The organism is Stenotrophomonas sp. B1-1, from assembly GCF_010894375.1.
Taxonomy (GTDB): Bacteria; Pseudomonadota; Gammaproteobacteria; order Xanthomonadales; family Xanthomonadaceae; genus Stenotrophomonas.
On the sequence record NZ_JAAIUZ010000004.1, the window covers coordinates 189,833 to 212,389 of the forward strand.

The window sequence follows — 22,557 nt, forward strand, 5'->3', positions numbered from 1 at the left end:
GCGCGCGGTAGAGTCGACCGTTGGTCGACTTCGCCGTTGTGTAGAGTCGAGCCATGCTCGACTTCGCCGTTGTGTAGAGTCGACCGTTGGTCGACTGAACGTGCAATCCAGTCGAGCATGGCTCGACTCTACATGCGAAGAAGCCGCCGCAAGGCGGCTTCCGTGCATCTGAACCCCTGAACTGGCCGCCATGACCCACGCACCGCTGATCCACCCGCTGCCGCACCCGATCGACCTGCTGGCCGTGCAGCAGCACGCCCCCGCGCACTTCCCGCTGCTGATGGAGTCCACCGCCTCGGGTACCGCGCAGGGGCGCTGGAGCCTGCTGCTGGCCGCGCAGGGCGACCAGCTGCGGATGGATGCCGATGGCCAGGTGCGTGACCAGCACGATGCGGTGCAGCCGGGCACCTTCCTGCAGGTGCTCGACCGCGCCTGGCAGGCCGAGCGCTTGCCGCACGACGGCAGCCATAGCCTGCCGTTCCGCGGTGGTTGGGCACTGATGCTGGACTACGAAGTGGCCAGCCAGATCGAACCGGTGCTGCCGGCGCGCGCGCGCGACGATGGCCGGCCCACCGCGCTGGCACTGCGTTGTCCGGCTGCGCTGCTGCACGACCACGAAGCGAACGCCAGTTTCGTCATTGCCGAGGCTGATCAGCAGGCCCTGCTGGACGCGCTGGTGGCACAGGCCGCGGCTGCGCTGCCCGAAGCCGGGCAGGGCTGGCAGCCGCCGCAGTCGGTCGGCGAAGACCCGCCGCAGCGCTTCACTGATGGCGTGCGCCGGGTGATCGATTACCTGCGCGCCGGCGATGTGTTCCAGGTGAACCTGTCGCGCCGCTGGAGCGCGCAGTTCGCCGCGCCGGTCAGCCCGCAGGCGCTATATGCGCAACTGCGTCGTGCCAACCCGGCACCGTTTGCCGGGCTGTTCAGTGCGCACGGCCGCCATGTGGTCAGCTCATCGCCGGAGCGCCTGGTATCGGTGCACGCCGGCCATGCGCAGACCCGGCCGATTGCCGGCACCCGCCCGCGCTTCGAAGGTGACGACGATGCCGCGCGCATCCAGGAACTGGTCGGCCACCCCAAGGAGCGCGCCGAGCACGTGATGCTGATCGACCTGGAGCGCAACGACCTGGGCCGCATCTGCCTGCCCGGCACGGTGGTGGTCGATGAACTGATGACGGTGGAGAGCTACGCCCATGTGCACCACATCGTCAGCAACGTCAGCGGCCATCTGCGCCCTGACGTCACCCCGGGCGAAGTGATCGCCGCCACCTTCCCCGGCGGCACCATCACCGGCTGCCCGAAGGTGCGCTGCATGCAGATCATCAGCGAGCTGGAACAGGTGCCGCGCGGTGCCTACACCGGCGCCTTCGGCTGGCTGAACCGCGACGGCGACCTGGACCTGAACATCCTGATCCGCACCGCCGAAGTGGACGGCAGCGAGGTCAGCTTCCGTACCGGCGCCGGCATCGTGGTCGATTCGGACCCGGACAAGGAACTGGACGAGACCCGCGCCAAGGCCCGCGGCCTGCTGCGCGCGTTGGGCCAGCAGGGCTGACCGGCCGGGGTCAGATCCCTCGCGCGGCGCGCGAGGGCTCTGACCCCCGGCGACGCCGCCGCCGGGCGGCACTGGCACACACCCCCATCATGACCCCGCGCCACCGGGCACGGTATCCTGCACGGCGGAATCGCATTCAGAGGTAGTCCATGGCGGGAGCCAAGCGCGGGTGTCTGTTCGTGGTAACGCTGCTGCTGGTGCTGGCCGCCGTGCTGGTCGGTGCGGGCGCGTGGTTCTTCCACCAGCAGAGCCAGTTCGCCGACCAGCCGATCAGCCCGTCTACCGACAGCGTGGTCATCGCCAGCGGCGATGGCCTGAACAGCGTGCTGCGCAAGCTGCGCGACGCCGGCGTGGACGAAGGCCAGGACACCCAGTGGCAGCTGCTGGCGCGCCAGCTCGATGCCGCCGGCAAGCTGAAGGTGGGCGAGTACGCACTGGACAACAAGCTGACCCCGCGCGAACTGCTGCTGCGCATGCGTGCCGGCAAGGTGCTGCAGCACCGCGTCACGATCGTCGAAGGCTGGAACATCCGCCAGGTGCGTGCAGCGCTCAAGCGCGCCGATCCGCTGCTGCACACCACCGATACCCTGGATGACGCTGCCCTGATGCAGCGCCTGGGCTTCGGTGGCCAGCACCCGGAGGGCCGCTTCCTGCCGGAAACCTACGTCTACCAGCGTGGTGACAGCGACCTGGACGTGCTCAAGCGCGCGCACGCGGCGATGGAAAAAGCCCTGGACGAAGCCTGGGAAAGCCGCGCGCCGGATCTGCCGATCAACACGCCCTACGAGCTGCTGACCCTGGCCTCGATCATCGAAAAAGAAACCGCGCTTGCCAGCGAGCGGCCGCAGATTGCCGGGGTGTTCATGCGCCGCCTGAAGATCGGCATGCGCCTGCAGACCGACCCGACGGTGATCTACGGCATCGGCACGGCCTACGACGGCAACATCCGCCGCCGCGACCTGACCACCGACACGCCCTACAACACCTACACGCGTGCCGGGCTGACGCCCACCCCGATCGCCATGCCCAGCCGCGATGCGCTGATGGCCGCCGCGCAGCCCGCACCGGGCGATGCGCTGTACTTCGTCGCCGTGGGCGATGGCAGCGGCGCGCACGTGTTTTCGCCCAGCCTGGACCAGCACAACGCCGCCGTAGCTCGCTACCTGCAGCAGCTGCGCCAGCAACGTTCCAAGGAGACCCCGGCGCAATGAGTTCCGCGCTGCTTCGCCACCCGCGTTTCGTCAGCCTGGAAGGCGGCGAGGGCGCGGGCAAGACCACCGCAATCAACGCCATCCGCGATTGCCTGCGCAGCCATGGCCACGAGGTGGTGCTGACCCGCGAACCGGGCGGCACGCCGCTGGCCGAGCGCATCCGCGGCCTGGTGCTGAAGCCCGATGCCGAGATCGCCGCCGAACCGCTCAGTGCCGAGGCCGAACTGCTGCTGGTGTTCGCCGCGCGTGCGCAGCACGTGCGCCAGGTCATCCAGCCGGCACTGCAGCGCGGTGCCTACGTGCTCAGTGATCGCTTCACCGATTCCAGCTACGCCTACCAGGGCGGTGGCCGCGGCCTGGACCCGCAGTGGATTGCCGATCTGGAGCGCCGCGCGGTGGGCCTGCTGCCGGGCCTGACCCTGCTGCTGGATGTGGACGTGGCCGTGGGCCGCGCCCGCGCCAACGGCCGCGATCTGTGGCCGGACCGCATCGAAAGCGAGCAGGACGATTTCTTCCAGCGCGTGCGCGAAGTGTTCCGCAGCCGTGCCCAGCAGGACCCGCAGCGCTTCGCCCTGGTCGATGCCGGGCAGGTGCAGGAACGCGTCGCCGCCGATGTGGTGGCGCGCGTAGAGCAGTGGCTGCAGGCGGGGCAGGGCGCATGAGCACCTTCTCGCCCTGGCAGCAGCGCGCCTTCGACCAGACCGTGGCCGCGCTCGATGCCGACCGCCTGGGCCATGGCCTGTTGATCTGCGGCCCGGCCGGGCTGGGCAAGCGCGAAGTGGCGCTGGCCCTGGCCGACCATGTGCTGGCCCGCGGCGATGCGTCCCACGCCGCACGCACGCGCCAGTTGATTGCCGCCGGCACGCACCCGGACCTGCAGCTGGTCAGCTTCATTCCGAACAAGAGCGGCGACAAGCTGCGCACCGAGATCGTGATCGAGCAGGTGCGCGAGATCACCAACAAGCTGGCGCTGACCCCGCAGTATGGCGTGGCCCAGGTGGTGATCGTCGATCCGGCCGATGCGATCAACCGTTCGGCCGCCAACGCGCTGCTGAAGACGTTGGAAGAGCCGCAGCCCGGTCGTTACCTGTGGCTGATCAGCAGCGACCCGGCGCGCCTGCCGCAGACCGTGCGCAGCCGTTGCCAGCGTCTGGAATTCAAGCTGCCGCCGCATGACGAAGCCTTGGCCTGGTTGCTGCAGCAGGGCCACAGTGAATCGGCCGCACGCGAAGCGCTGGAGGCGGCGCGTGGCCATCCCGGCCAGGCCGACAACTGGCTGCGCGAAGACGGCCTGAGCCTGCGCCGCGAAGTGGGGCGCGAGCTGGAACAGCTGGCCGCCGGCAGGACCGGTGCGGTGGAGCTCGCGCAGAAATGGTGTGGCGATGACAACGCGGCCCTGCGCCTGCGCTTCGCCGCCGATCTGGCGCTGGCCCAGGCCAGCACCGATGCCTTGACCACGCCGGAGCGATTGCACAAGCTTGCAGCCTGGTTCGATGCGGCCAATCGCACCCGCGACCTGCTGCGCACCACGGTGCGTGCAGATCTGGCGGTGGTCGAGCTGCTGCTGGCCTGGAACAAAGTCAACGAGCGGCCTGCCGCAAGGGGTAACCGATGAGTGCCAGCAACGCCCGCCAGGGCATCCTGTCCCTGGCCGTGAAGGACAAGGCCGCGCTGTACAGCGCGTACATGCCATTCGTGAAGAACGGCGGCATCTTCGTGCCCACGCCCAAGCGCTACTTCCTGGGCGACGAAGTCTTCCTGCTGCTGACCCTGCCCGATTCCAGCGAACGCCTGCCGGTGGCCGGCAAGGTGATCTGGGTCACCCCGGCCGGCGCACAGGGCAACCGCACCGCCGGCATCGGCGTGCAGCTGGCCGACGGCCAGGAAGGCGAGACCGTGCGCCACAAGATCGAAACCCTGCTGGCCGGCCTGACCAGCTCGGACAAGCCCACCCACACCATGTAAGGCGCCGAACCTCGAAACACCCGAGATCCCGCCTTTTCGTAGAGTCGAGCTTGCTCGACTGCTCCTCCTCTGTAGCGTCGAGCCATGCTCGACGACAGCTCGACGACAGGCCTCAAAAAGCCCTGTGAACACAAATGTGAAAAAGTGTTGACGGCCTCAAAAAAGCCCCTATAATGAGCGGCTCAGCAACACACCGGGCGGTTAGCTCAGCGGTAGAGCATTGCCTTCACACGGCAAGGGTCACAGGTTCGATCCCTGTACCGCCCACCATGTTGCAGAACGAAAGAAGCCTCCAGGAATGGAGGCTTTTTTGTTGGCTGTAATCCGGATCAGCGGCCGATGGGCCGTGTGCGCTTGCCCCTCGACGAATGAGTGGCTTAGATTCAGTAGCGCAACCCTATGCCTTCATCAGGAACGTCCCGGATTCTTCGCATGTACGCGGTCCTTTGTCATGGCCGCAACGGTGGTGATGGCTATTGTGGGCTGCACATCATTATCTGACTTGGGTTCGCGCACTGTAGAAGCGGGCAGGAACCGGGGCGTGAGTGCGATGCTGGAGGAAATCCATGCGTCCCGGAAGCCGGTTGGATTCGAACAGTTGGATGTAAGTGCCATCGTTAGCCGCTATTTGCCGGCGGGGATGCCGCGCGCTGATGTGCTGGCTGCGATGCGGCAACATTCCGGAGCCCGGATCATCGAGGAGTCGCCCGTGACCTTGATTGTTCGCGATGACCAGGGCAAGGCGATGCTGGATCCAGACGCGCGCTCGGTGGTCATGACGTTCACCTTCGATGGCGCAGGCAAGCTTGCGCAAGTGCAGGCGGTGCACCTGAAGCATCAGTAGCGGAGCTTTCGTCACCTGCGTCATCGCTGGAGATGACCGTCCGATGTTCGAGTCTGTCCGCGATTCGGGCGGTGATGTGGAAGTTGGAGGCCCCTCACTTCTCAGTGCATATGAAAAAACCGGCGCGGAGCCGGCTTTTCCATTTTCGAGTGATCAATGGTCCGAACTTCGGCCATGTCCAAAGATCGACAAATGGATGCAGAGCTTCCGGGGCCTGGGCGCGATGGCTTGCTCAGAGATCGCAGCTGTCCCTGACAGGCGTCGAGCCAGATTCTGCGCGGAGAGGATCTGGATCAAGGCAAAGAACACGGACGCGCTCAGTCCGCCAAGCAGTACAGCACAGTAGATCCAGACAAGGCGCTGGGCTTTGACTTCCTCGTCGATCAAGCTGGAAAGCTCAGGGTCATTGAATACCTCGCACAGAATCTCCTGGTCTCGGCTGCTGGGCCAACTGGACGTCCCGTCGTTGCCTGGCCGCGTGGCATCCTTGCAGAGAGCATCCTTGTAGATGGTGGGATTTCCTTTGCGGATGCCTTCGCGTGGGGTGACATGATCGGCAGACAGCCAGATCTCGGTTCCCGTCTCCTTGAGTGATGTCATGAATTCCTTGTCGGTAGACATGCCGACGAAGAAGACTGCGGGCGTGAACAAGGCAAAGGCGAGCGCAAAAAACACGGGGGCGTGCCACGGGCGCGGCAGGGACTTCTCTCGCATCTTGAGCTCGGCGATGTTGAAGGCTTTGCCGGCTCGGCTGATCAGTGACAACGGGACATCGTGGGCGAGGCCAAACGCGATGATCCGCTCGGCCTCTGCGGCTGTTTGCGCCTTGATGCCAGTGCTGAATCGGAACGCGAACAGTGAGGATTCATCCAGGATGTGCTGGTTGATTGCATCGTGGGTCAGGTCCCGTCTTGAGACAAATAGCCGGATCAATCGCAGCCTTATGTGATGGAGCGACTCCGCGCGGTAGCAGAGATACATGAGGCCTAGAAGAATCAGCGCAGGCCCTAACGTTCCGGCTGCGATACTGAACTTGGGTATCTCAAACAGCATGCTTCACTGATCCATGTTGAAGGGTGTTCAACGGGATCGGCTGAGGTGGGTCAAACTTTACTTGTGCGATGTGAGACTGCTCAGCTACGCGGCTGATCATGACACCTCGCATCATGCAGCTCCACCCGAACACGCTGCGCGAGCTGCCGCGCAGCAAACAACAACCCATCGCGATGGCCATCGCCCAGATGTTCGTGCGGCTGCCCCTGCACACGCGCACGCTCGTCGGCATGCAGCAACTCCAGTGCAGTGGCCAGCGCGGCCAATGAGCGGCTGATCGAGGCCACGCAAGGCGCACTGAGCATCTGCGCAGCGCAAGCCTGGCCGTCCTCCGCATCACCGATGCGGATCGCCTGCAGCTGGGCAAGGAACAGGGATTGATCCGTGGCGGGCGAGGCGTCGCGCAACGCGCACTCGATTTCTCGGGCAATGTCGTCGGGCACGTCGCTGGCGATATCGCCGATCAGCGCGTGCAGGCGGGGATGGAGGCTGGATCGATTGGTCATGGCGAAACCCTCACTGGCGTATGGCCACCTTCTGGAAGAAAGGTGGCGGACGGTGCGGGTTGGCGTACCAAGGCAAACAAGCTTCAGGGGAGAAGAAGGCCTGGCGGATCTACTGATCCCCACGCACCGGCCGCCATTGGAGGCAGTCGGTGCATTCTCGCTGCTGCGATCAATTCCGCAGCCCCTAAATCTTGTTTGTTTATTCGAGACGCCAATCCCGACCAAGGCAACGTGCCCCGGCAGGCCGAGCATCGGCGCGTTCCAGCACGAACGTCACTGAGGAAAGTTGCCATTCCGCAGAGGATTTCACTTCTGTGAGCAGCACCACACACCACCTGCGCACGCGATCACCAATGGCACCAGCTCTCGTTCAACACACCACACACGCAACGCACCAGTACCCAGCGTCACCCGGTCGTTCGCGTCACTCCCCCAAAAGCCAATCTTTACAACCGTTTTAAGACGGATATGTCGCAATTGCCCCTTCGGCACGACATCCCACGCGGATAGCGTTGTCACCAGACGTTTTCAACACGCGAGGGAGTGCCGATGTCTGCCCACTACGACAGCATGGTCGATCAGTACGTAGCCTATGCGGGGGCTTCGCCCACGCGCCCCATCGAAGTGCGCACCCTGCTGCAGTTGGCCGGCCCGCTGCAGGGGCGCGACGTGCTGGACCTGGCCTGTGGCTCGGGTTACTACGGCCGCGTGCTGCTGCGCCATGGCGCGCGCAGTGCGGTGGGCGTGGACCAGTCGCAAGGCATGATCGACTTCGCCCGTGCGCTGTCGCGGCACAGCAACGACGACATGCAGTTCCACACCCGTGACGTGCTGGACATGGCCGACATCGGTACGTTCGACATCGTGGTGGCGGCCTGGCTGTTCAACTACGCCGACTGCCCGGCCACCCTGCAGGCGATGTTCGCCGCGGTGGAGCGCCACCTGAAGCCCGGCGGGCGGCTGGTGGTGCAGACCTTCAATCCCGATTACCGGCTGGCGCTGGGCGACTACGCGCAGTACGGGGTGAAAGTGCTGGAAGAACAGCCCTGGCAGGACGGTGCGCGGCTGCGCCTGCAGTTTCCCGGCACGCCGCCGGCGCAGGTCACCAATTACCGCTGGCCGCGCACGCACTACGAAGAGGCCGCGGTGCTGGCCGGTTTCGCGCGACCGCAGTGGCACGAGCCGCAGCTGGATGCCGAAGATGTGGCGCGCCACCACCTTGGCTACTGGGACGACTACGTGCACAACTGCATGTCGGTGAACCTGCTCTGCCAGCGCTGAGCGGCACCGCTCAGGACGGACGGGGGCGGGGCGCGCCGCAGGGGGTGGTTGCGACCTGCCTCCCTCCGTCCCCTTGCGTGTGCTTGGGTATGCTGGGGCGCCCTTTCTGCGTGTGCCTGCCATGAACGAACGACGTACCGCGCTCATTTCCGCCCTGCGCAGCGCCGGCTGCAGCGACCCGGCCAGCTGGGCCGACAGCGAACTGCGCGAAGACATTCCGCAGTTCGCCCGCTTCCTGGTGCTGCGCGACGTGCATCGCTTGGCCGACGATGTGGACTCGGCGCTGGCCGAAACACTGTTCGATCGCGACGATCTGGCCGACACCCTGCAGGCCCTGCGCAGTGCTGTGCCGGCCGTCGCGCTGGAGGCGTTCCTGCGCGCCTATGGCCAGGCGCTGGGCAACAGCTTCGTGATGGCGGTGGACGAAGGCCCGTCGATGCGCGAAGACGGCATGCCCGGGTGGGTACTGATGGAAACTGACGCAGATGACACGCCCAGCGGCCGCTTGATCCAGAGCCTGCACGAAGACTATCTGGACATCGCAACGTCCGTCGCGCCGTAGTCTGCGGCGCCCGGCTTCCGTTCGCGCGCTACCGGCCGTCTCGCCGGGTGATACCCGGAACGGCCATGATGGCCCCCCGTGAATGTCATCTGCGCTCGGCTATGATGGACGTCGAACTGAAGTGAGTACGCATATGGAAGTACGACTCACGCGCGAGCAGGTGCTCGCGCTGGCGCCGGATGCGGCGTCGGCCAAGGCCGGTGCTGCGCTGGCCATCGATGGCAAGTGGGGCCTGCTGGGCGCCGATGCCGAAGCCCTGTGGGGCGAATGCCAGGGCAGCGGTTCCAAGCCATACCAGACCCAGGTGGACCTGGCCGCGCTGGTCAGCCGGTGCTCGTGCCCCAGCCGCAAATTTCCGTGCAAGCACGGCCTGGCGTTGCTGCTGCTGTACGCATCGGGCAACCCGCGCTGCGTACCGCAGGCGCGCCCGGCGTGGGTGGATGAATGGCTGCAGGGTCGCCGCGATCGCTCCGCGCGCAAGGAAGCCGCCGCCGAAGCCGCGGCCAGCGCGCCGCCGCCCGACCCGCAGGCCGTGGCCGCTGCCGCCGGCAAGCGCGAGCAGGGCCGCTGGGCGCGCATCGAGGCCGGTGCCGCTGAGCTTGAACGGTGGATCGCCGACCAGTTCCGCCAGGGGCTGGCCAATCTCCCCGCCGATTTCGATGCCGATGCGCAGCGCATGGTCGCGCGCATGGTCGATGCGCAGGCGCCGGGTCTGGCCAGCCAGCTCGATGCTGCACTGGGCACCGGTACGCGCGGGCTGGCGCAGCTGGGTGAACTGGCCCTGCGACTGGGGCTGCTGCAACTGCTCACCCAGGCCGTGCCGCGCCGCGACAGCCTGACCGCTGCTCGCGTGGCCGACCTGCGCGCCGCGCTGGGCTGGCCGCTGGAACGCGAGAGCGTGCAGCGCGACGGCGAAGCCGTTGCCGACCGCTGGCACGTGCAGGGGCAACGACTGATCGAACAGGCCGGCAATCTAACCGAACGCCGGGTCTGGCTGCAGGGCCTGGACAGCGGGCGCACTGCGCTGCTGCAGGAGTTCAGCCACGGCGGCCGCGGCTGGGACGCGCAATGGCTGACCGGCTGCGTGCACGCGGCAACGCTGCACTTCCATCCCGGTACGGTGCCGCTGCGCGCGCTCGCCAGCGATGTGCAGGCCGCCATGCCGGGGCCGGCCAGCGCACGGCCCGATACGCTGGAATCGGCAACGCAGCCGTATGCCGACAATCCCTGGTTGCCGCAGGTCGCCCTGCGCATCAGCGACGTACACATGGCCCATGACGGTACGCGCGGCTGGCTGCAGCATGCCGAAGGCGCGTTGCCGCTGCAGTTGCCCGGCCTGCAGGCCTGGTCGTTGCTCGCCTTCGGCGGTGGCCAGGCGCTGTGCGTGATGGGCGAATGGGATGGGCAGACGTTGTGGCCGCTGTCGGCGTGGAATGCGCAGGGCGAGCGTTGGGAAAGGAGTGCCGCATGAACGAAGCCTGGTTGAAACCGGCATTGCTGGGCGTGGATCGACCGCAGGCCATCTGCACCGGTGGCGCGATGGACGACGTGCTGCGGGCCATCGCAGGCGCCGACGACCCGGCGCTGGCGTACAGCCGGCAGATGGGCGTGCTGGCCGCCTGCCGCCGCGCGGCCGCGCCGTTGGCAGCGGCGGTGGCGGTGCCCACACCGGCCCCGCACGATCCGGCGGCCTTGCCAGCCGACCATGGATGGGCGTCGCTGCTGGCCACCTTGTTCAACGCCGGCCATGCCGCGCCGTGGCTGAAGCGCCTGCGCCAGCAGGCCTGTGTGCGCCTGGCTGCGCAGGGTCGGCACCTGCCGGTGGCGGTGCTGCCGGCTGCGCTCGACACGGGCGCCCGCTTCGCCACACTGCGCGATGTGCTGCGGCCGGTATTGGGCGAACGCGGGCGCTGGCTGGCGGCGTGCAACGACGAGTGGCGCTATGCGCTGGGCGGCGTCGCCCCGGCGGCAACGGCGCAGGACCTGGAACAGGTCTGGAACGAAGGAAGCAGCGAAGCCCGCCTGCAGGCGTTCCAGCAGCAGCGTGCGGTCGACCCGGGCGCGGCGCGTGCGCGCCTGCAGCAGAACCTGAAGGAATTGCCGGCGCGCGATCGCGCGCTGTTCGTGGCGGCGCTGGGCAACGGCCTGCACGCCGACGATGAAACCTTGTTGCAGTCTCTGCTGAAGGACCGCAGCCGCGAAGTACGCGCGCTGGTGGGCCCGCTGCTGGCGCGCTTGCCCGACAGCGCGCACGCGCGCTTCCTGCAGGCGCAGATGCAGGGCCTGCTGCAGGTCCAGCGCAGTGGACTGCTGCGGCGTAGCAGCTGGCAGTTGCAGGCGCCGGCGGCGGCCGAAGCGGGCTGGGCCGAGGCTGGCATCGACAGCAAGCGGCCCAATGGCGAATCGTTGGGTGAGCGTGCCTGGTGGCTGTATCAGTTGGCCCGCCAGTGGCCGCTGCAATGGTGGTGCCAGACCCTGGAAAAGACCCCCGAGGAGGTACTGGCCTGGGCGCAGAAGACCGATTGGTTTGCCGCGCTGCTGCGCGCCTGGATCGAACAGGTGGATGCCGGTGAACCGGCCTGGGTGGAAGCGTTGATCGCGCACAGGGCCAGCTACCACCACAAGACCGCATTGCTGGCGCTGTTGCCGGTGCAGCAGCGTGAGCGCCACTGGCCGGCCACGCTGGCCGAACTGCAGGCGCAGGGCCTGCTGCACACCGTGCTGGACAGCACCGAAGCGGCACAGGTGCTGGGCCCGGCCTATTCGCAGGCGTTGGCCCCGCAGGTGGGCGCGTTGCTGGGCGATGAGCGCCTGCGCTACGACTACCTGCTGCGCGACCAGTTGCTGGAACTGCTGGCCGTGCTGCACCCGTCGGTACTGGCGCAGGTGCAGGTGGCCGAACCGCCGGCCAACGCCACCGAGGCGATGCTGGCCTGCACGCAGCAGGCCCGCGCGGTGCTGCTCACCCGCCGCGCGCTGTACGCACCGATCTGACTGTTTCCCCTTTTCGAATTGCCACTGGAGCCACCATGAGCACGACCGTCCTGCGCCAGCACGCCGAACACCAATACGCCCACGAACTGGAGGAGCTGCGCCGGCAGGACAACCGCCAGCGCCCGGCCAACTGGATGCTGTCGCCGTGGGCGGTGGTGACCTATCTGGTCGGCGGCACGCTGGACAATGGTTTCGTGGTCAGCCCCAAGTACATCGGCGACCGTCGCCTGATGGAAATCGCAGTGGCCACCATCGCCACCGATCGCGCGCTGCTGCTGTTCGGCGTGCCGGGCACCGCCAAGTCGTGGGTGTCCGAACACATGACCGCGGCCATCAGCGGCGATTCCACCCTGCTGGTGCAGGGCACGGCCGGTACCAGCGAAGAGCAGATCCGCTACGGCTGGAACTACGCGCAGCTGCTGGCCAACGGCCCCAGCGAAAAGGCACTGGTGCCCAGCCCGCTGATGAATGCCATGCGTCTGGGCAAGATCGCGCGCATCGAAGAACTCACCCGCATTCCCGCCGATGTGCAGGACGCACTGATCACCGTGCTTTCGGAAAAGACCCTGCCGGTGCCCGAACTGGGCAGCGAGGTGCAGGCCGTGCGCGGTTTCAGCGTGATCGCTACCGCCAACAACCGCGACAAGGGTGTGAACGAGCTGTCCAGCGCGCTGAAGCGCCGCTTCAACACCGTCATCCTGCCGGTGCCGTCCAGCGAGCAGGACGAAGTGGCGATCGTGCTCAAGCGCGTGGCAGAGATGGGCAGCGCGCTGGACCTGCCGGCCGAGCCGCCGGCGCTGCAGGAAGTGGCGCGCGTGGTGCGCATCTTCCGCGAGCTGCGCAACGGCATCACAGAAGACGGCAAGGCCAAGCTGAAGAGCCCCACCGCCACCCTGTCCACCGCCGAAGCAATCTCGGTCATCAACAACGGCATGGCGCTGGCCGGGCACTTCGGTGATGGCGTGCTGCGCCCGGCCGACATGGCCGCCGGCATGATCGGCGCCATCGTGAAGGATCCGGTGCAGGACGCCCTGGTGTGGAAGGAGTACCTGGAAACGGTGGTGAAGGAACGCGACGACTGGAAGGATCTGTACCGCGCCTTCCGCGAACACGCCTGAGCAGGCCCACGCCGATGAGTGAAGGGATTTCCCTGTTCGGCATCCGCCACCACGGCCCGGGCTGCGCACGCAGCCTGCTGGCCGCGCTGCAGGCATTGCAGCCGGAGTGCGTGCTGATTGAAGGCCCTGCCGGCTGCGAAGACCTGCTGCCGCACGTGCTGGACGCCGACATGCAGCCGCCAGTGGCGCTGCTGTCCTACAGCGTGGACGATCCGCAACTGGCGGTGTTCCACCCCTACGCGCTGTACTCGCCCGAATGGCAGGCCCTGCAGTGGGCGCTGCGCAACGGCGTGGCCGTGCGCTTCATGGACGTGCCGGCGGCGCTGTCGCTGGAATGGCGCGCGCAGCCAGCGGCCGAAACGTTGCTGGAAGAGCCCGACGACCTGGACGATGCCGGCACGACCGCACCGGACCCCGCCCACGCCGCCACACCGCTGCAGCGCCCGGCCGATCCGCTGGACTGGTTGGCGCAGGCGGCCGGTCACGCCGACGGCGAGGCCTGGTGGAACTACATGGTGGAAGAGCGCGGTGACGGGCAGGGCCTGTTTGAAGCCATTGCCGAGGCGATGACCGCCGTGCGCGAACATACGCCGGCCTATCCTGGCCAGCGTGCCGAACAGGAGGCCGTGCGCGAGGCGCACATGCGCAGCGCGCTGCGCAGTGCCAGCAAGGAGTTCCAGCGCGTTGCCGTGGTCTGCGGTGCCTGGCACGTGCCAGCCCTGCAGCCGCAGGCGCTGCGCGCGAACACCGCCGCGGCCGACAACCGGCTGTTGAAGGGCCTGCCGCGACGCCGCACGCAGAGCACCTGGGTGCCCTGGACCTACCGCCACCTGAGCACGGGCAGCGGTTACGGCGCCGGCGTGGACGCGCCGGGTTGGTACGACCATCTGTGGCGCAACGGCGGCGTGCATGGCCAGCGTGCGGTGGGCTGGTATGCGCGCGTTGGCCGCCTGCTGCGCGAGCACGGGCTGGACTGTTCCTCTGCACACCTGATCGAAGCGACCCGCCTGGCCGATACCCTGGCCGCGCTTCGCGGTCGCCCGGCGCCCGGGCTTGAAGACATTGCCGATGCCAGCCGCAGCGTCATCTGCAACGGCGATGATGCGCCGATGCGCCTGATCGCCGAGCACCTGCTGGTGGGCGACGTGCTGGGCCAGGTGCCCGCCAGCGTGCCGGTGGTGCCGCTGCAGCGCGATCTGGAAGCGCAGCAGAAGCGCCTGCGGCTGAAGCCGGAGGCGCTGGAAAAGACCCTCGATCTGGACCTGCGCAAGGACAACGATCTGGCCCGCAGCCATCTGCTGCACCGGCTGGGCCTGCTGGGCATCGAGTGGGGGCGGCTGGCGCGTACCGGCCATTCGGCGCGCGGCACCTTCCATGAAATCTGGCAGCTGGCGTGGCAGCCGCACTTCGCGGTGGCGGTGGTGGAAGCCAGCCGCCATGGACAGACCCTGATGGATGCGGCGGGTAACCACGCCATCGGCCAGGCGCGCCGCGCCGATGGCCTGGCCGAGGTATCCGCGCTGGTGGACCGCGTGCTGCTGGCCGATCTGCCGCACGCGGTGCAGGTAATTGCTGCGGAACTGGAGGCGCGCGCGGCCACGGCGGCCGATCCGCTGGCACTGCTGGCCGCCCTGCCGCCGCTGGCCAACATCCATCGCTACGGCAACGTGCGTCAGACCGAAGGCGTGCAGGTGGCACACCTGTTCGACAGCATGCTGGAACGCGCCGGCGTGGGTCTGCTGGTAGCGGTCAGCGCGCTGGACGAAGCGCACGCCGAGCACGCCCGCGAGGTGCTGCTGGCGGCCGATCGTGCCGTGGCGCTGCGCAAAGATGCCGAGCGCAGCGGGCACTGGCGGCAGGCGCTGCAGCGGGTGGCCCTGTCACCGGCCAGCAGCGCGCTGCTGCGCGGCGTCAGCCTGCGCCTGTTGTTCGACAGCGGCACCCTGGATGCGGGCGCCGTGCACGCGCAGCTGCAGCTGCAGCTTTCGGCAGGCGCCACGCCGCTGGAGGCCGCGCAATGGCTCGATGGTTTCCTCAACCGCAACGCCACCGTGCTGCTGCACGATGAGGCGGTGTGGCAGATGATCGATGCCTGGGTGGTGGCGCTGGACGAAGACGCGCTGGTGCGCGTGTTGCCGCTGGTGCGGCGCACGTTCTCGGCGTTCGAAGCAGCCGATCGTCGCGACCTTGGGACGCGTGTGAAGCAGGCGCCGGGCGCGCCGGTGGCGACCACCGCTGCGGCACCGGACTGGAACCGGGCACGCGCCGAACGCGCGCTGCCGATGCTGCGTGAACTGCTGGGAGTGCCCGCATGAGCCTTGAACGAGACGAAACGCTGCCGGCTACCACTTCGCGCGAACAGCGCTGGCGGTTGATCCTGGGCGAGCAGGCCGACGCCAGCTGCGGCGAACTGCCCAAGGCATTGCAGGGCATCGACCAGGCACTGGCCGCGCTGTACGAACCGGATGGCCAGGGTGGCCTGTCCCGGCGCGGTGGCCGCGGTGGTTCGGCGCCCAATGTCGCGCGCTGGCTGGGCGATATCCGCCGCTACTTCCCGTCGTCGGTGGTGCAGGTGATGCAGCGCGACGCGCTGCAGCGGCTGAACCTGACCCAGATGCTGCTGGAAAAGGAGATGCTGGAACAGGTGCAGCCGGACGTGCACATGGTCGCCAACCTGATTGGCCTGAGCCGGGTCATTCCGGCGCAGACCAAGGAAACGGCGCGCATGGTGGTGCGCGCCGTGGTGGATGATCTGCTGGCGCGGCTGGAAGAGCCGATGCGCACGGCGGTCAGCGGGGCGCTGGACCGTGCACGCCGCAACCGGCGCCCGCGCCTGGCCGAGATCGACTGGCACCGCACCATCCGCAGCAACCTGCGGCATTGGCAGCCGGAACTGCGCACGGTGGTGCCGCAGGAACTGGTGGGCTATGGCCGCAAGGCGCGCAAGCCGCAGCGCGAAGTGCTGCTGTGCATCGACCAGAGCGGCTCGATGGCCGCCTCGGTGGTGTACTCCAGCATCTTCGGTGCGGTCATGGCATCGCTGCCGTCGGTATCCACCCGGCTGGTGGTGTTCGACACTGAAGTGGTGGACATGAGCGAGCAGCTGGATGATCCGGTGGACATCCTGTTCGGCGTGCAGTTGGGCGGGGGTACCGACATTCACCGCGCAGTGAGCTACTGCCAGGGCCTGATCCGCGAACCGCACAGCGCCATCCTGGTGCTGATTTCCGATCTGTACGAAGGCGGGGTGGAGGAAAAACTGCTGGCCCGCGCACGTGAGCTGGTCGAATCGGGCGTGCAGTTCATCGTGCTGCTGGCACTGAGCGATGAAGGCCGCCCGTCCTACGACCAGCAACTGGCGGCCAAGCTGGCGGCGCTGGGCGTGCCGTCGTTCGCCTGCACGCCCGATGCGTTCCCCGGGTTGATGGCCGCGGCGATCCGCCGCGACGACATCAACCAATGGGCCGGAGCCAACGGCCTGCTGGCCACCCGCGCCGAATGAGGGTCAGGCCTTCAGCCAGCGTGGCGACACCGCCACGCCCAGGAAGGCCACCGCCACGCCGATGAAGGCGCCCACCAGCCCCACATGGTGGGCGGCGAAGCCGATCAGCACCGGCCCGGCCAGCACACCGGCATAGCCCAGCGTGGTGACCGCGGTGATTGCCACGCCCTCGGGCATGCGGGTCTGGTTGCCGGCCAGCGAGAACAGCGCCGGCACCACGTTGGCGCAGCCCAGGCCCAGCATCACGTAGCCGACCAGCGAGGCCTGCCACGGCGTGACCAGGGTCAGCACCAGCACGCCCGCCGCACCCAGCAACCCGCCCAGTACGATGGCGCGGTGCCGCCCCAGGTGGTCCACCACGCGGTCACCGAACAGGCGCGCCACGGTCATGCTCAGGGCGAAGGCGGCATAGCCCAGGCCAGCCAGCGTCGGTACCACGCCGCGCACATCGGTCAGCAGCAGCGCGCTCCAGTCCAGCATGGTGCCTTCGGCCAGGAACGCCACGAACGCCAGCACGCTGATGAACAGCACGATGCCGCGCGGCCAGGCCAGGAAGGGGCCCTCATGCGCGACCCGTTCGTTGCGCCAGTGGCGCAGGGCGGGCAGGGCGATCAGCACCATCACCGCGCAGCCCACCAGCACCGCCGGCAGCAGCGGCAGCCAGGCCCCCAGCAGCAGCGTGCTGGCCGCACCGACGAAGCCGCCGATGCTGTAGAAGGCGTGGAAGCCGGACATCATCGCGCGCCGCGATTCGCGTTCCACCACCACCGCCTGCACGTTCATGGTGCAGTCCATGGCACCCACGCCGGCACCAAACACGAACAGGATCGCGCCCAGCGCCCAGGGCGAGGACGCCACCGCCAGCCACGGCAGGGACAGGCAGATCAGCGCGCTGGTGGCGATCATCACCGTGCGGCAACCCAGCCGCGCCGCCAGCACGCCGGCCAGCGGCATGGCCAACAGCGAACCGGCGCCCAGGCCGAGCAGGATCAGTCCGAGGGTGGCGTCGTCCACCCCGCTGCGGGCCTTGGCGAAGGGCACCAGGGTGGCCCAGATGGCGGTGGCGAAACCAGGAATGAAGAACGCAGCACGGGTGGCGTGCTGCTGCGCGCGGGGCGAGGAAACAGGCGTCATGGAAGAACCGGGCAAGGGGGTCAGGAATGCGTGGGATGCACGGCAATGCCGGCGGCACGGAAGCGTTCGGCCAGCGCGGCCGGGGCGGAGGTGGTCAACACCAGATCGTCGATCTCATCCAGCGCAGCCACCTGCCACACGCCACGCGCGCCCAGCTTTTCGGTGGTCGCGGCCACGATCACCCGGCTGGCGCAGGCCAGCATCGCGCGCTTCAACGTGGCTTCCTCGCCATCCATCGCCCACACGCCGGTATCGGCATCGACCGCACAGGCGCCGGGCAGGTACACATCGGCGCGCAGCCGCTGCACCTGGGCCAGCGCCTCGGCGCCCACCGCACCGCCGCCCTCGGCCAGGCGGCCGCCGATCAGGTGCACGCGGGTGCCGGCCTGCCACGCCGCCGCCGTGGCGATCTGCGGCGCATTGGTGATGACCGTCAGCGCCAGCGCACCGGGCAGCTGCTGGGCGATGGCCTGGTTGGTCGAACCGGCATCGATCAGCAGCACCTGGCCGGGCTGCAGCAGGGCCACCACGCGCGCGGCCAGTTCGGCCTTGTCGCCGCGGTCCTGGGTCAGCCGTTCGCGCAGCGGCGCCGGCTTCGGTGCCGGCAGCACGGCGCCGCCGTACACACGCTGGCACAGTCCCTGGGCCGCCAGTTCGCGCAGGTCGCGGCGGATCGAATCTTCGGACACGGCATAGCGGCGCGCCAGGTCGGCGGCCACCACGCGGCCCTGCTGACGCAGTTCGTCCAGGATCAGCTGGGTGCGCTGGGCGGGGAGAGTGGGGTCGGCTGTCATGGGTGCGGAGTGTGCATGATCGTGCATCATCGTGCAATTGTGTGCATTCAGCCGCGCGACGGCTGGCACGAATGAGGCCGCGCGATACGCCACGCGTATCGTGCAGGGGTTTCAACGGTATTGGCGGCACCAGGGCCTGCACCGCGATGCTGGGCGGATGAAGCCGATTTCTCTTGTTTCCTTTACGGGCCAGGTTGGACTGGTGACCGGCGCGGCCGGTGGCCTGGGCCTGGCCTACAGCCGCCTGCTGGCCGAGCGCGGCGCCCACGTCGTGATGCACGACATCGGCGCGGGTCTGGATGGCACCGGCAGCGACCCCCAGCGCATCGGCCAGTGCGTGCAGGCGCTGCAGGCGCAAGGCCTGGCCGTGGAAGCGGCCAGTGGTGCGATCGACCAGCGTGAGAGCTGCCATGCGCTGGTGCGCGACATCCTGCAGCGCCATGGCCGCCTGGACTTCCTGATCCACAACGCCGGCTGGGTGGCCTACCAGGGCGTGGAAAGCATCGACGATGCCGCGCTGGAGCAGATGCTGTGCGTGGCCGCCAAGACACCGCTGTGGCTGGCACAGGCCGCATGGCCTGCCATGCGTGAGGCCGGTGGCGGCCGCATCGTGATCACCACCTCCGACCGCGCGCTGTACCCGCAGTACGCGCAGCGCGGGCTGTCGGCCTATGCCATGGCCAAGCTGGCCGCGCAGGGGCTGGTGAACGTGCTGGCGCTGGAGGGGGCCGAACACGGCATCGTGGTCAATGCGGTTTCGCCGGTGGCCAAGACGCGCATGTGGGGCATCGAAGGCGAACCCGACGAACTGCATCCTGCCGCCGTCGCCACCGGTGTCGCGTTCCTGGCGTCCACGCGCTGCCGGCAGGGCGGCTGGATCCTGCGCGCCAGCAATGGCCAGTTCCATGCGCTGCGGCTGCAGGAAGCCGAGCATGTCGCGTATCCGCGCGATCTGCGCGCGGTGCAGGCCGACAGCATCGAGTCGGTGGCCCTGCAGTGGCCGGCGATCGCAAGGCCCAGTGTCGACGCGCGCGGCTGAGCGCGTACCCTAGGCGGGTCTCTTGAACCGGCCCTGCCATGATCGACCTGCGTCTGCTCCGCCAGTTCGTGGCGGTGGCCGAGGAACTGCATTTCCACCGCGCCGCTGCCCGCCTGCACATGTCGCAGCCACCGCTGACGGCCGCCGTGCGACGCCTGGAGGAAGAGCTCGGCGCCGAGCTGATCGTGCGCGGCAATCGCACGCTGGGGCTGACCATGGCCGGCAGGACGCTGCTGGTTGAAGCGCGGGCGACCCTGCTGCAGGCCGACCAGGCGGTGCAACGCACGCGCGAAGCGGCGGCGGGGCAGATCGGCAGCCTGCGCGTGGGTTACGTAGGCAGCGCCCTGTATGGGCGCCTGCCCAGCTTGATCCGGCGCTTCCGCCAGGCCTTCCCGCAGGTGCGCTTGCACCTGCAGGAAGCGACCTCGCGGCAGCAGCAGCATGGGTTGCGCGAATGCAACGTCGATGTGGGCGTGCTGATTCCGCCGATCATCTCCGCCGAACTGCGCCTGCAGCCGTTCGACGTCGATTGCCTGGCCATTGCCTTGCCGCGCGGGCATCGCTTGGCCGCGCAGCCTGCACTGACCGTGGCCGCGTTGGCCGACGAACCGTTCGTGTCCTGGCCCTCGGCCGAAGGCGTCGGCTTCCACGCGCAGGTGCTGGGCCTGTGCACGGCCGCGGGCTTCACGCCGCGGGTGGTACAGGAGGCACATGGCATGCACGCGGTGCTGTCGCTGGTGGCGGTGGAAGCGGGCGTGGCCATCGTGCCGGCCAGCATGGCCGGCTTCCGTCCTGATGAAATCGTCTATCGCGTGATCGAAGGAAGCGCGGCACGTTTCGAACTGCAGTTGTGCACGCGCCCCGAACTGCCCGCACCGGTGTTGCAGCAGTTCCTGGACATGGCGGATGCGGAACATCTGGCGTGATCGACTCGATGCGCGTGGGGACGGTGTCGCGCGCGGCCCGAATCCGCGCGTGTGATTGCCTTCAGCCGCTGCGGCCGGCACGCGCGAAGCGCTGATTCTGCAGGGTCACGACATCGCCTGAGCAGCCGCTGGAAAAACCCCCGCTGTTGCAGCGGCACTTTCCTACAGACAGCCACCGTCGTGCAGGCAAGTCTGTGCGTGCCGGTTCCGTGGGATCGGTTGGGATTGGCGTCCCACAATCAACTCTGGCGCAGCACCGGCGCACGTCACGGACGGCGTGCCTGGCTGCTGCGAAGCACTGTCTGTGGTGGGCGATGTGTGGGGATCATGACGGTCCGCCGGTCAGTCCAGAGTTGTCCGGTACGCCAACCCGCATCGCCCGCCGCCCGTCCGCACCTCGTCGCGGACGTGTCGGTTGCGCCTGCTCGGGGGCAGTGCGCAGCGCGCCTGGGGAGTGGCGGCGGGCGGTGCATCTACGTCACTAGGGCAGCAGCTGGCGCGCCATGCGGAAGATGTCGCTGACGGCATACAGGCCATCGTGCCGTGCCAGGTGGGCGTTGTCCGGCCCGTGTTCAACGCCGCTGGCCAGCAGGCGGAACTGGTGGGCCGGGTCGGGTTGCTGCTGCAGACCGTACAGGGCGTGGCGGTCCACGTAGTCGCGGCCGTCGTTCAGGCGTTCACCGCGGGCGACGACACCCTGCAGCTGTTCCCATGCCAGCGGCGTGTCCTGCGCAATGTCGTAGAACTCCACGATGGGCGCATCGCCGTTGATCTTCAGCACATGGAAGGCATGGTGGCGTCCAGCCACCTGCATGCCCACGACATCGCCAGCGCGCCAGGCGGTATTCGCCTTCGGCACCGACGGGCGCCGTGCCGGCATCAACGGCGCGCTGCGCAGCAACGCTTCGATCTCAGCGCTGCGACGGTGGAAGGTGTCGTTCAAGGCCACCGCCGCATTCAGGGCCGCGATGGCCGTGATCGCATCGCCGGTCAGCCGCGCATCGGTGAAGCCCTGCCGGTGCAGGCACACGGCCAGTGCCAGTGAGGTCTTGTGCACATACAGCGGCGCAACCTCGGCAGGGCCGGCGTGCAGGATGCAGTTCCAGCGCAGCAGCACGGTGTCGATCACCTCCGCGCCGATCTGCGCTTGCGTGCGCTCAGCCGCCTGCGGCCCCAGCCGTGCCCAGTGCGCGCAGCGCTTCACGTCGCTGTCGATCGCTTCGACCAGGTTGGCCGCGGCAAGAAGCTTCAGTACGTCCGGGTGTTTGATCGCCATGCGCCTACGTGTGCTCACTACGGCCGCACAGTCTATCGAGCGCGGAACGGTTGGCGCTGTCATCGTCGCGTCGCCAGGAACTCACGCGGCCTATGCCGCGGTGGGTCTAGGGTTGATCGTCCCCGTCCCCCACGGAGACCTGCCATGTGGCTGCTTGATCATCTCTGGCCCAGCCGCCGACCGCTGCCGACGCCGATGGCGGTTGATCCGCCCTTGCCGCCCCGTCGGCCCTGGCTCAAGCGTCCCGCACGGGCAGGGCGCAGTGGCATGGCGCCATGGCAGAAGATCGGCCCGCCAGCGCGCCGAAGCCGTCACTGAGCGTCGGTGTCGGAGGTCCGGTCGGCCGGATGGTTCACGCCATCGTTTGTCGGAATCAACCCCAACGCGAAGGGATCGATGCCTTCCAGGCAGGCCACGTTGTAGCCGAACTGGTCCGGGTTGGAACGGCGCCGGTGGTGGGTGTAGATGCCACACACGCCACAGAAGTAGTGCTCGGCCACGTGGGTGTTGAACTGGTACAGCCGCAGGTGGGCGTGCCCGCGCAGCACCTGCAGGCCCTGCCGGGTCACGCTGGCCACGATGGCGCCGCGGCGCCGGCACATGGAGCAGTCGCAGCGGCGTGGATCGACGATGCCCTCGGGCAGCTCCAGCTGCAGCTCGACCGTGCCGCAATGGCAGGTGGCGCGGTGCTGCGCCTGCACCGGAACCCCGGCGACCGATGTGATGCCCATGAATGCTCCCTGCACTGTGGTCAGGCCGCCAGTATGCGCTTGCTGAACGCGTTGTAGATGCCAGGG

The 22,557-nt window shown here is 68.1% G+C and carries 21 protein-coding genes and 1 tRNA gene; 16 read left to right on the forward strand and 6 right to left on the reverse strand.

What is annotated here, in order from left to right; genetic code table 11:
* Window positions 1-190 precede the first annotated feature (190 nt).
* The 7 genes from G4G00_RS03030 (at window position 191) to G4G00_RS03060 (ending at window position 5,575) form a co-directional block, all read left to right on the forward strand.
* Entirely contained in the window at window positions 191-1,555 is a 1,365-nt protein-coding gene (locus G4G00_RS03030; RefSeq protein ID WP_164271083.1) for an aminodeoxychorismate synthase component I, read from the forward strand.
* Between the two features lie 149 nt (window positions 1,556-1,704).
* The gene (mltG, locus tag G4G00_RS03035; RefSeq protein ID WP_164271086.1) at window positions 1,705-2,766 is read left to right on the forward strand and encodes an endolytic transglycosylase MltG; all 1,062 of its coding nucleotides are present in this window, start codon (window positions 1,705-1,707) and stop codon (window positions 2,764-2,766) included.
* Entirely contained in the window at window positions 2,763-3,428 is a 666-nt protein-coding gene (gene tmk, locus G4G00_RS03040; RefSeq protein WP_108752343.1) for a dTMP kinase, read from the forward strand. Before mltG ends, tmk begins: the two co-directional genes overlap by 4 nt.
* Window positions 3,425-4,381 carry a DNA polymerase III subunit delta' gene (locus tag G4G00_RS03045; protein ID WP_164271089.1) on the forward strand — a complete coding sequence of 319 codons (957 nt, stop codon included), beginning with the start codon at window positions 3,425-3,427 and terminating at the stop codon, window positions 4,379-4,381. Before tmk ends, G4G00_RS03045 begins: the two co-directional genes overlap by 4 nt.
* Entirely contained in the window at window positions 4,378-4,731 is a 354-nt protein-coding gene (locus tag G4G00_RS03050; protein WP_108748755.1) for a PilZ domain-containing protein, read from the forward strand. The genes G4G00_RS03045 and G4G00_RS03050 overlap by 4 nt, the downstream gene beginning before the upstream one ends.
* Window positions 4,732-4,926: 195 nt before the next feature.
* Window positions 4,927-5,001 (forward strand) — tRNA-Val (locus tag G4G00_RS03055).
* Window positions 5,002-5,281: 280 nt separating this feature from the next.
* A complete protein-coding gene (locus G4G00_RS03060) occupies window positions 5,282-5,575 on the forward strand; it encodes a DUF6393 family protein (protein WP_164271157.1) in 294 nt (97 codons plus the stop codon).
* A 153-nt stretch (window positions 5,576-5,728) separates the two neighbouring features.
* Here G4G00_RS03060 and G4G00_RS03065 read toward each other — a convergent pair whose 3' ends face one another.
* Window positions 5,729-6,628 (reverse strand): DUF6216 family protein, encoded by a 900-nt coding sequence (locus tag G4G00_RS03065; RefSeq protein WP_164271092.1) that lies wholly within the window; start codon window positions 6,626-6,628, stop codon window positions 5,729-5,731.
* Window positions 6,629-6,708: 80 nt separating this feature from the next.
* Window positions 6,709-7,134, reverse strand: a complete 426-nt coding sequence (locus G4G00_RS03070) for a hypothetical protein (RefSeq protein ID WP_164271095.1) — start codon at window positions 7,132-7,134, stop codon at window positions 6,709-6,711.
* Between the two features lie 549 nt (window positions 7,135-7,683).
* Between G4G00_RS03070 and G4G00_RS03075 the strand changes: the two genes are divergently transcribed.
* From G4G00_RS03075 to G4G00_RS03105, 7 genes are all read left to right on the forward strand, one after another.
* Complete coding sequence (locus tag G4G00_RS03075) at window positions 7,684-8,415, forward strand: class I SAM-dependent methyltransferase (RefSeq protein WP_108755555.1); 732 nt, start codon at window positions 7,684-7,686, stop codon at window positions 8,413-8,415.
* A gap of 121 nt (window positions 8,416-8,536) precedes the next feature.
* A complete protein-coding gene (locus tag G4G00_RS03080) occupies window positions 8,537-8,977 on the forward strand; it encodes a hypothetical protein (RefSeq protein ID WP_164271098.1) in 441 nt (146 codons plus the stop codon).
* Window positions 8,978-9,110: 133 nt separating this feature from the next.
* Window positions 9,111-10,448, forward strand: coding sequence for an SWIM zinc finger family protein (locus tag G4G00_RS03085; protein WP_164271101.1), 1,338 nt, complete (start codon window positions 9,111-9,113; stop codon window positions 10,446-10,448).
* A complete protein-coding gene (locus G4G00_RS03090) occupies window positions 10,445-11,971 on the forward strand; it encodes a DUF5691 domain-containing protein (protein ID WP_164271104.1) in 1,527 nt (508 codons plus the stop codon). The genes G4G00_RS03085 and G4G00_RS03090 overlap by 4 nt, the downstream gene beginning before the upstream one ends.
* A gap of 35 nt (window positions 11,972-12,006) precedes the next feature.
* Window positions 12,007-13,089 (forward strand): AAA family ATPase, encoded by a 1,083-nt coding sequence (locus tag G4G00_RS03095; protein ID WP_108752350.1) that lies wholly within the window; start codon window positions 12,007-12,009, stop codon window positions 13,087-13,089.
* A gap of 14 nt (window positions 13,090-13,103) precedes the next feature.
* Window positions 13,104-15,404, forward strand: coding sequence for a DUF5682 family protein (locus tag G4G00_RS03100; protein WP_164271107.1), 2,301 nt, complete (start codon window positions 13,104-13,106; stop codon window positions 15,402-15,404).
* A complete protein-coding gene (locus G4G00_RS03105) occupies window positions 15,401-16,591 on the forward strand; it encodes a VWA domain-containing protein (protein WP_108755560.1) in 1,191 nt (396 codons plus the stop codon). Before G4G00_RS03100 ends, G4G00_RS03105 begins: the two co-directional genes overlap by 4 nt.
* A gap of 3 nt (window positions 16,592-16,594) precedes the next feature.
* Here the strand turns inward: G4G00_RS03105 and G4G00_RS03110 are convergent, their stop codons facing one another.
* A complete protein-coding gene (locus tag G4G00_RS03110) occupies window positions 16,595-17,725 on the reverse strand; it encodes an MFS transporter (RefSeq protein WP_164271110.1) in 1,131 nt (376 codons plus the stop codon).
* A 20-nt stretch (window positions 17,726-17,745) separates the two neighbouring features.
* Window positions 17,746-18,519 (reverse strand): DeoR/GlpR family DNA-binding transcription regulator, encoded by a 774-nt coding sequence (locus G4G00_RS03115; RefSeq protein ID WP_164271113.1) that lies wholly within the window; start codon window positions 18,517-18,519, stop codon window positions 17,746-17,748.
* A 202-nt stretch (window positions 18,520-18,721) separates the two neighbouring features.
* Between G4G00_RS03115 and G4G00_RS03120 the strand changes: the two genes are divergently transcribed.
* On the forward strand, window positions 18,722-19,558 hold the full coding sequence (locus tag G4G00_RS03120; RefSeq protein WP_240336071.1) for an SDR family oxidoreductase: 837 nt from the start codon (window positions 18,722-18,724) through the stop codon (window positions 19,556-19,558).
* A gap of 38 nt (window positions 19,559-19,596) precedes the next feature.
* Window positions 19,597-20,484, forward strand: coding sequence for a LysR family transcriptional regulator (locus tag G4G00_RS03125; RefSeq protein WP_164271118.1), 888 nt, complete (start codon window positions 19,597-19,599; stop codon window positions 20,482-20,484).
* Window positions 20,485-20,965: 481 nt separating this feature from the next.
* Here G4G00_RS03125 and G4G00_RS03130 read toward each other — a convergent pair whose 3' ends face one another.
* Complete coding sequence (locus G4G00_RS03130; RefSeq protein ID WP_164271121.1) at window positions 20,966-21,760, reverse strand: hypothetical protein; 795 nt, start codon at window positions 21,758-21,760, stop codon at window positions 20,966-20,968.
* 311 nt (window positions 21,761-22,071) lie between these two features.
* On the reverse strand, window positions 22,072-22,491 hold the full coding sequence (locus tag G4G00_RS03135; RefSeq protein ID WP_164271124.1) for a GFA family protein: 420 nt from the start codon (window positions 22,489-22,491) through the stop codon (window positions 22,072-22,074).
* Window positions 22,492-22,557: the final 66 nt, after the last annotated feature.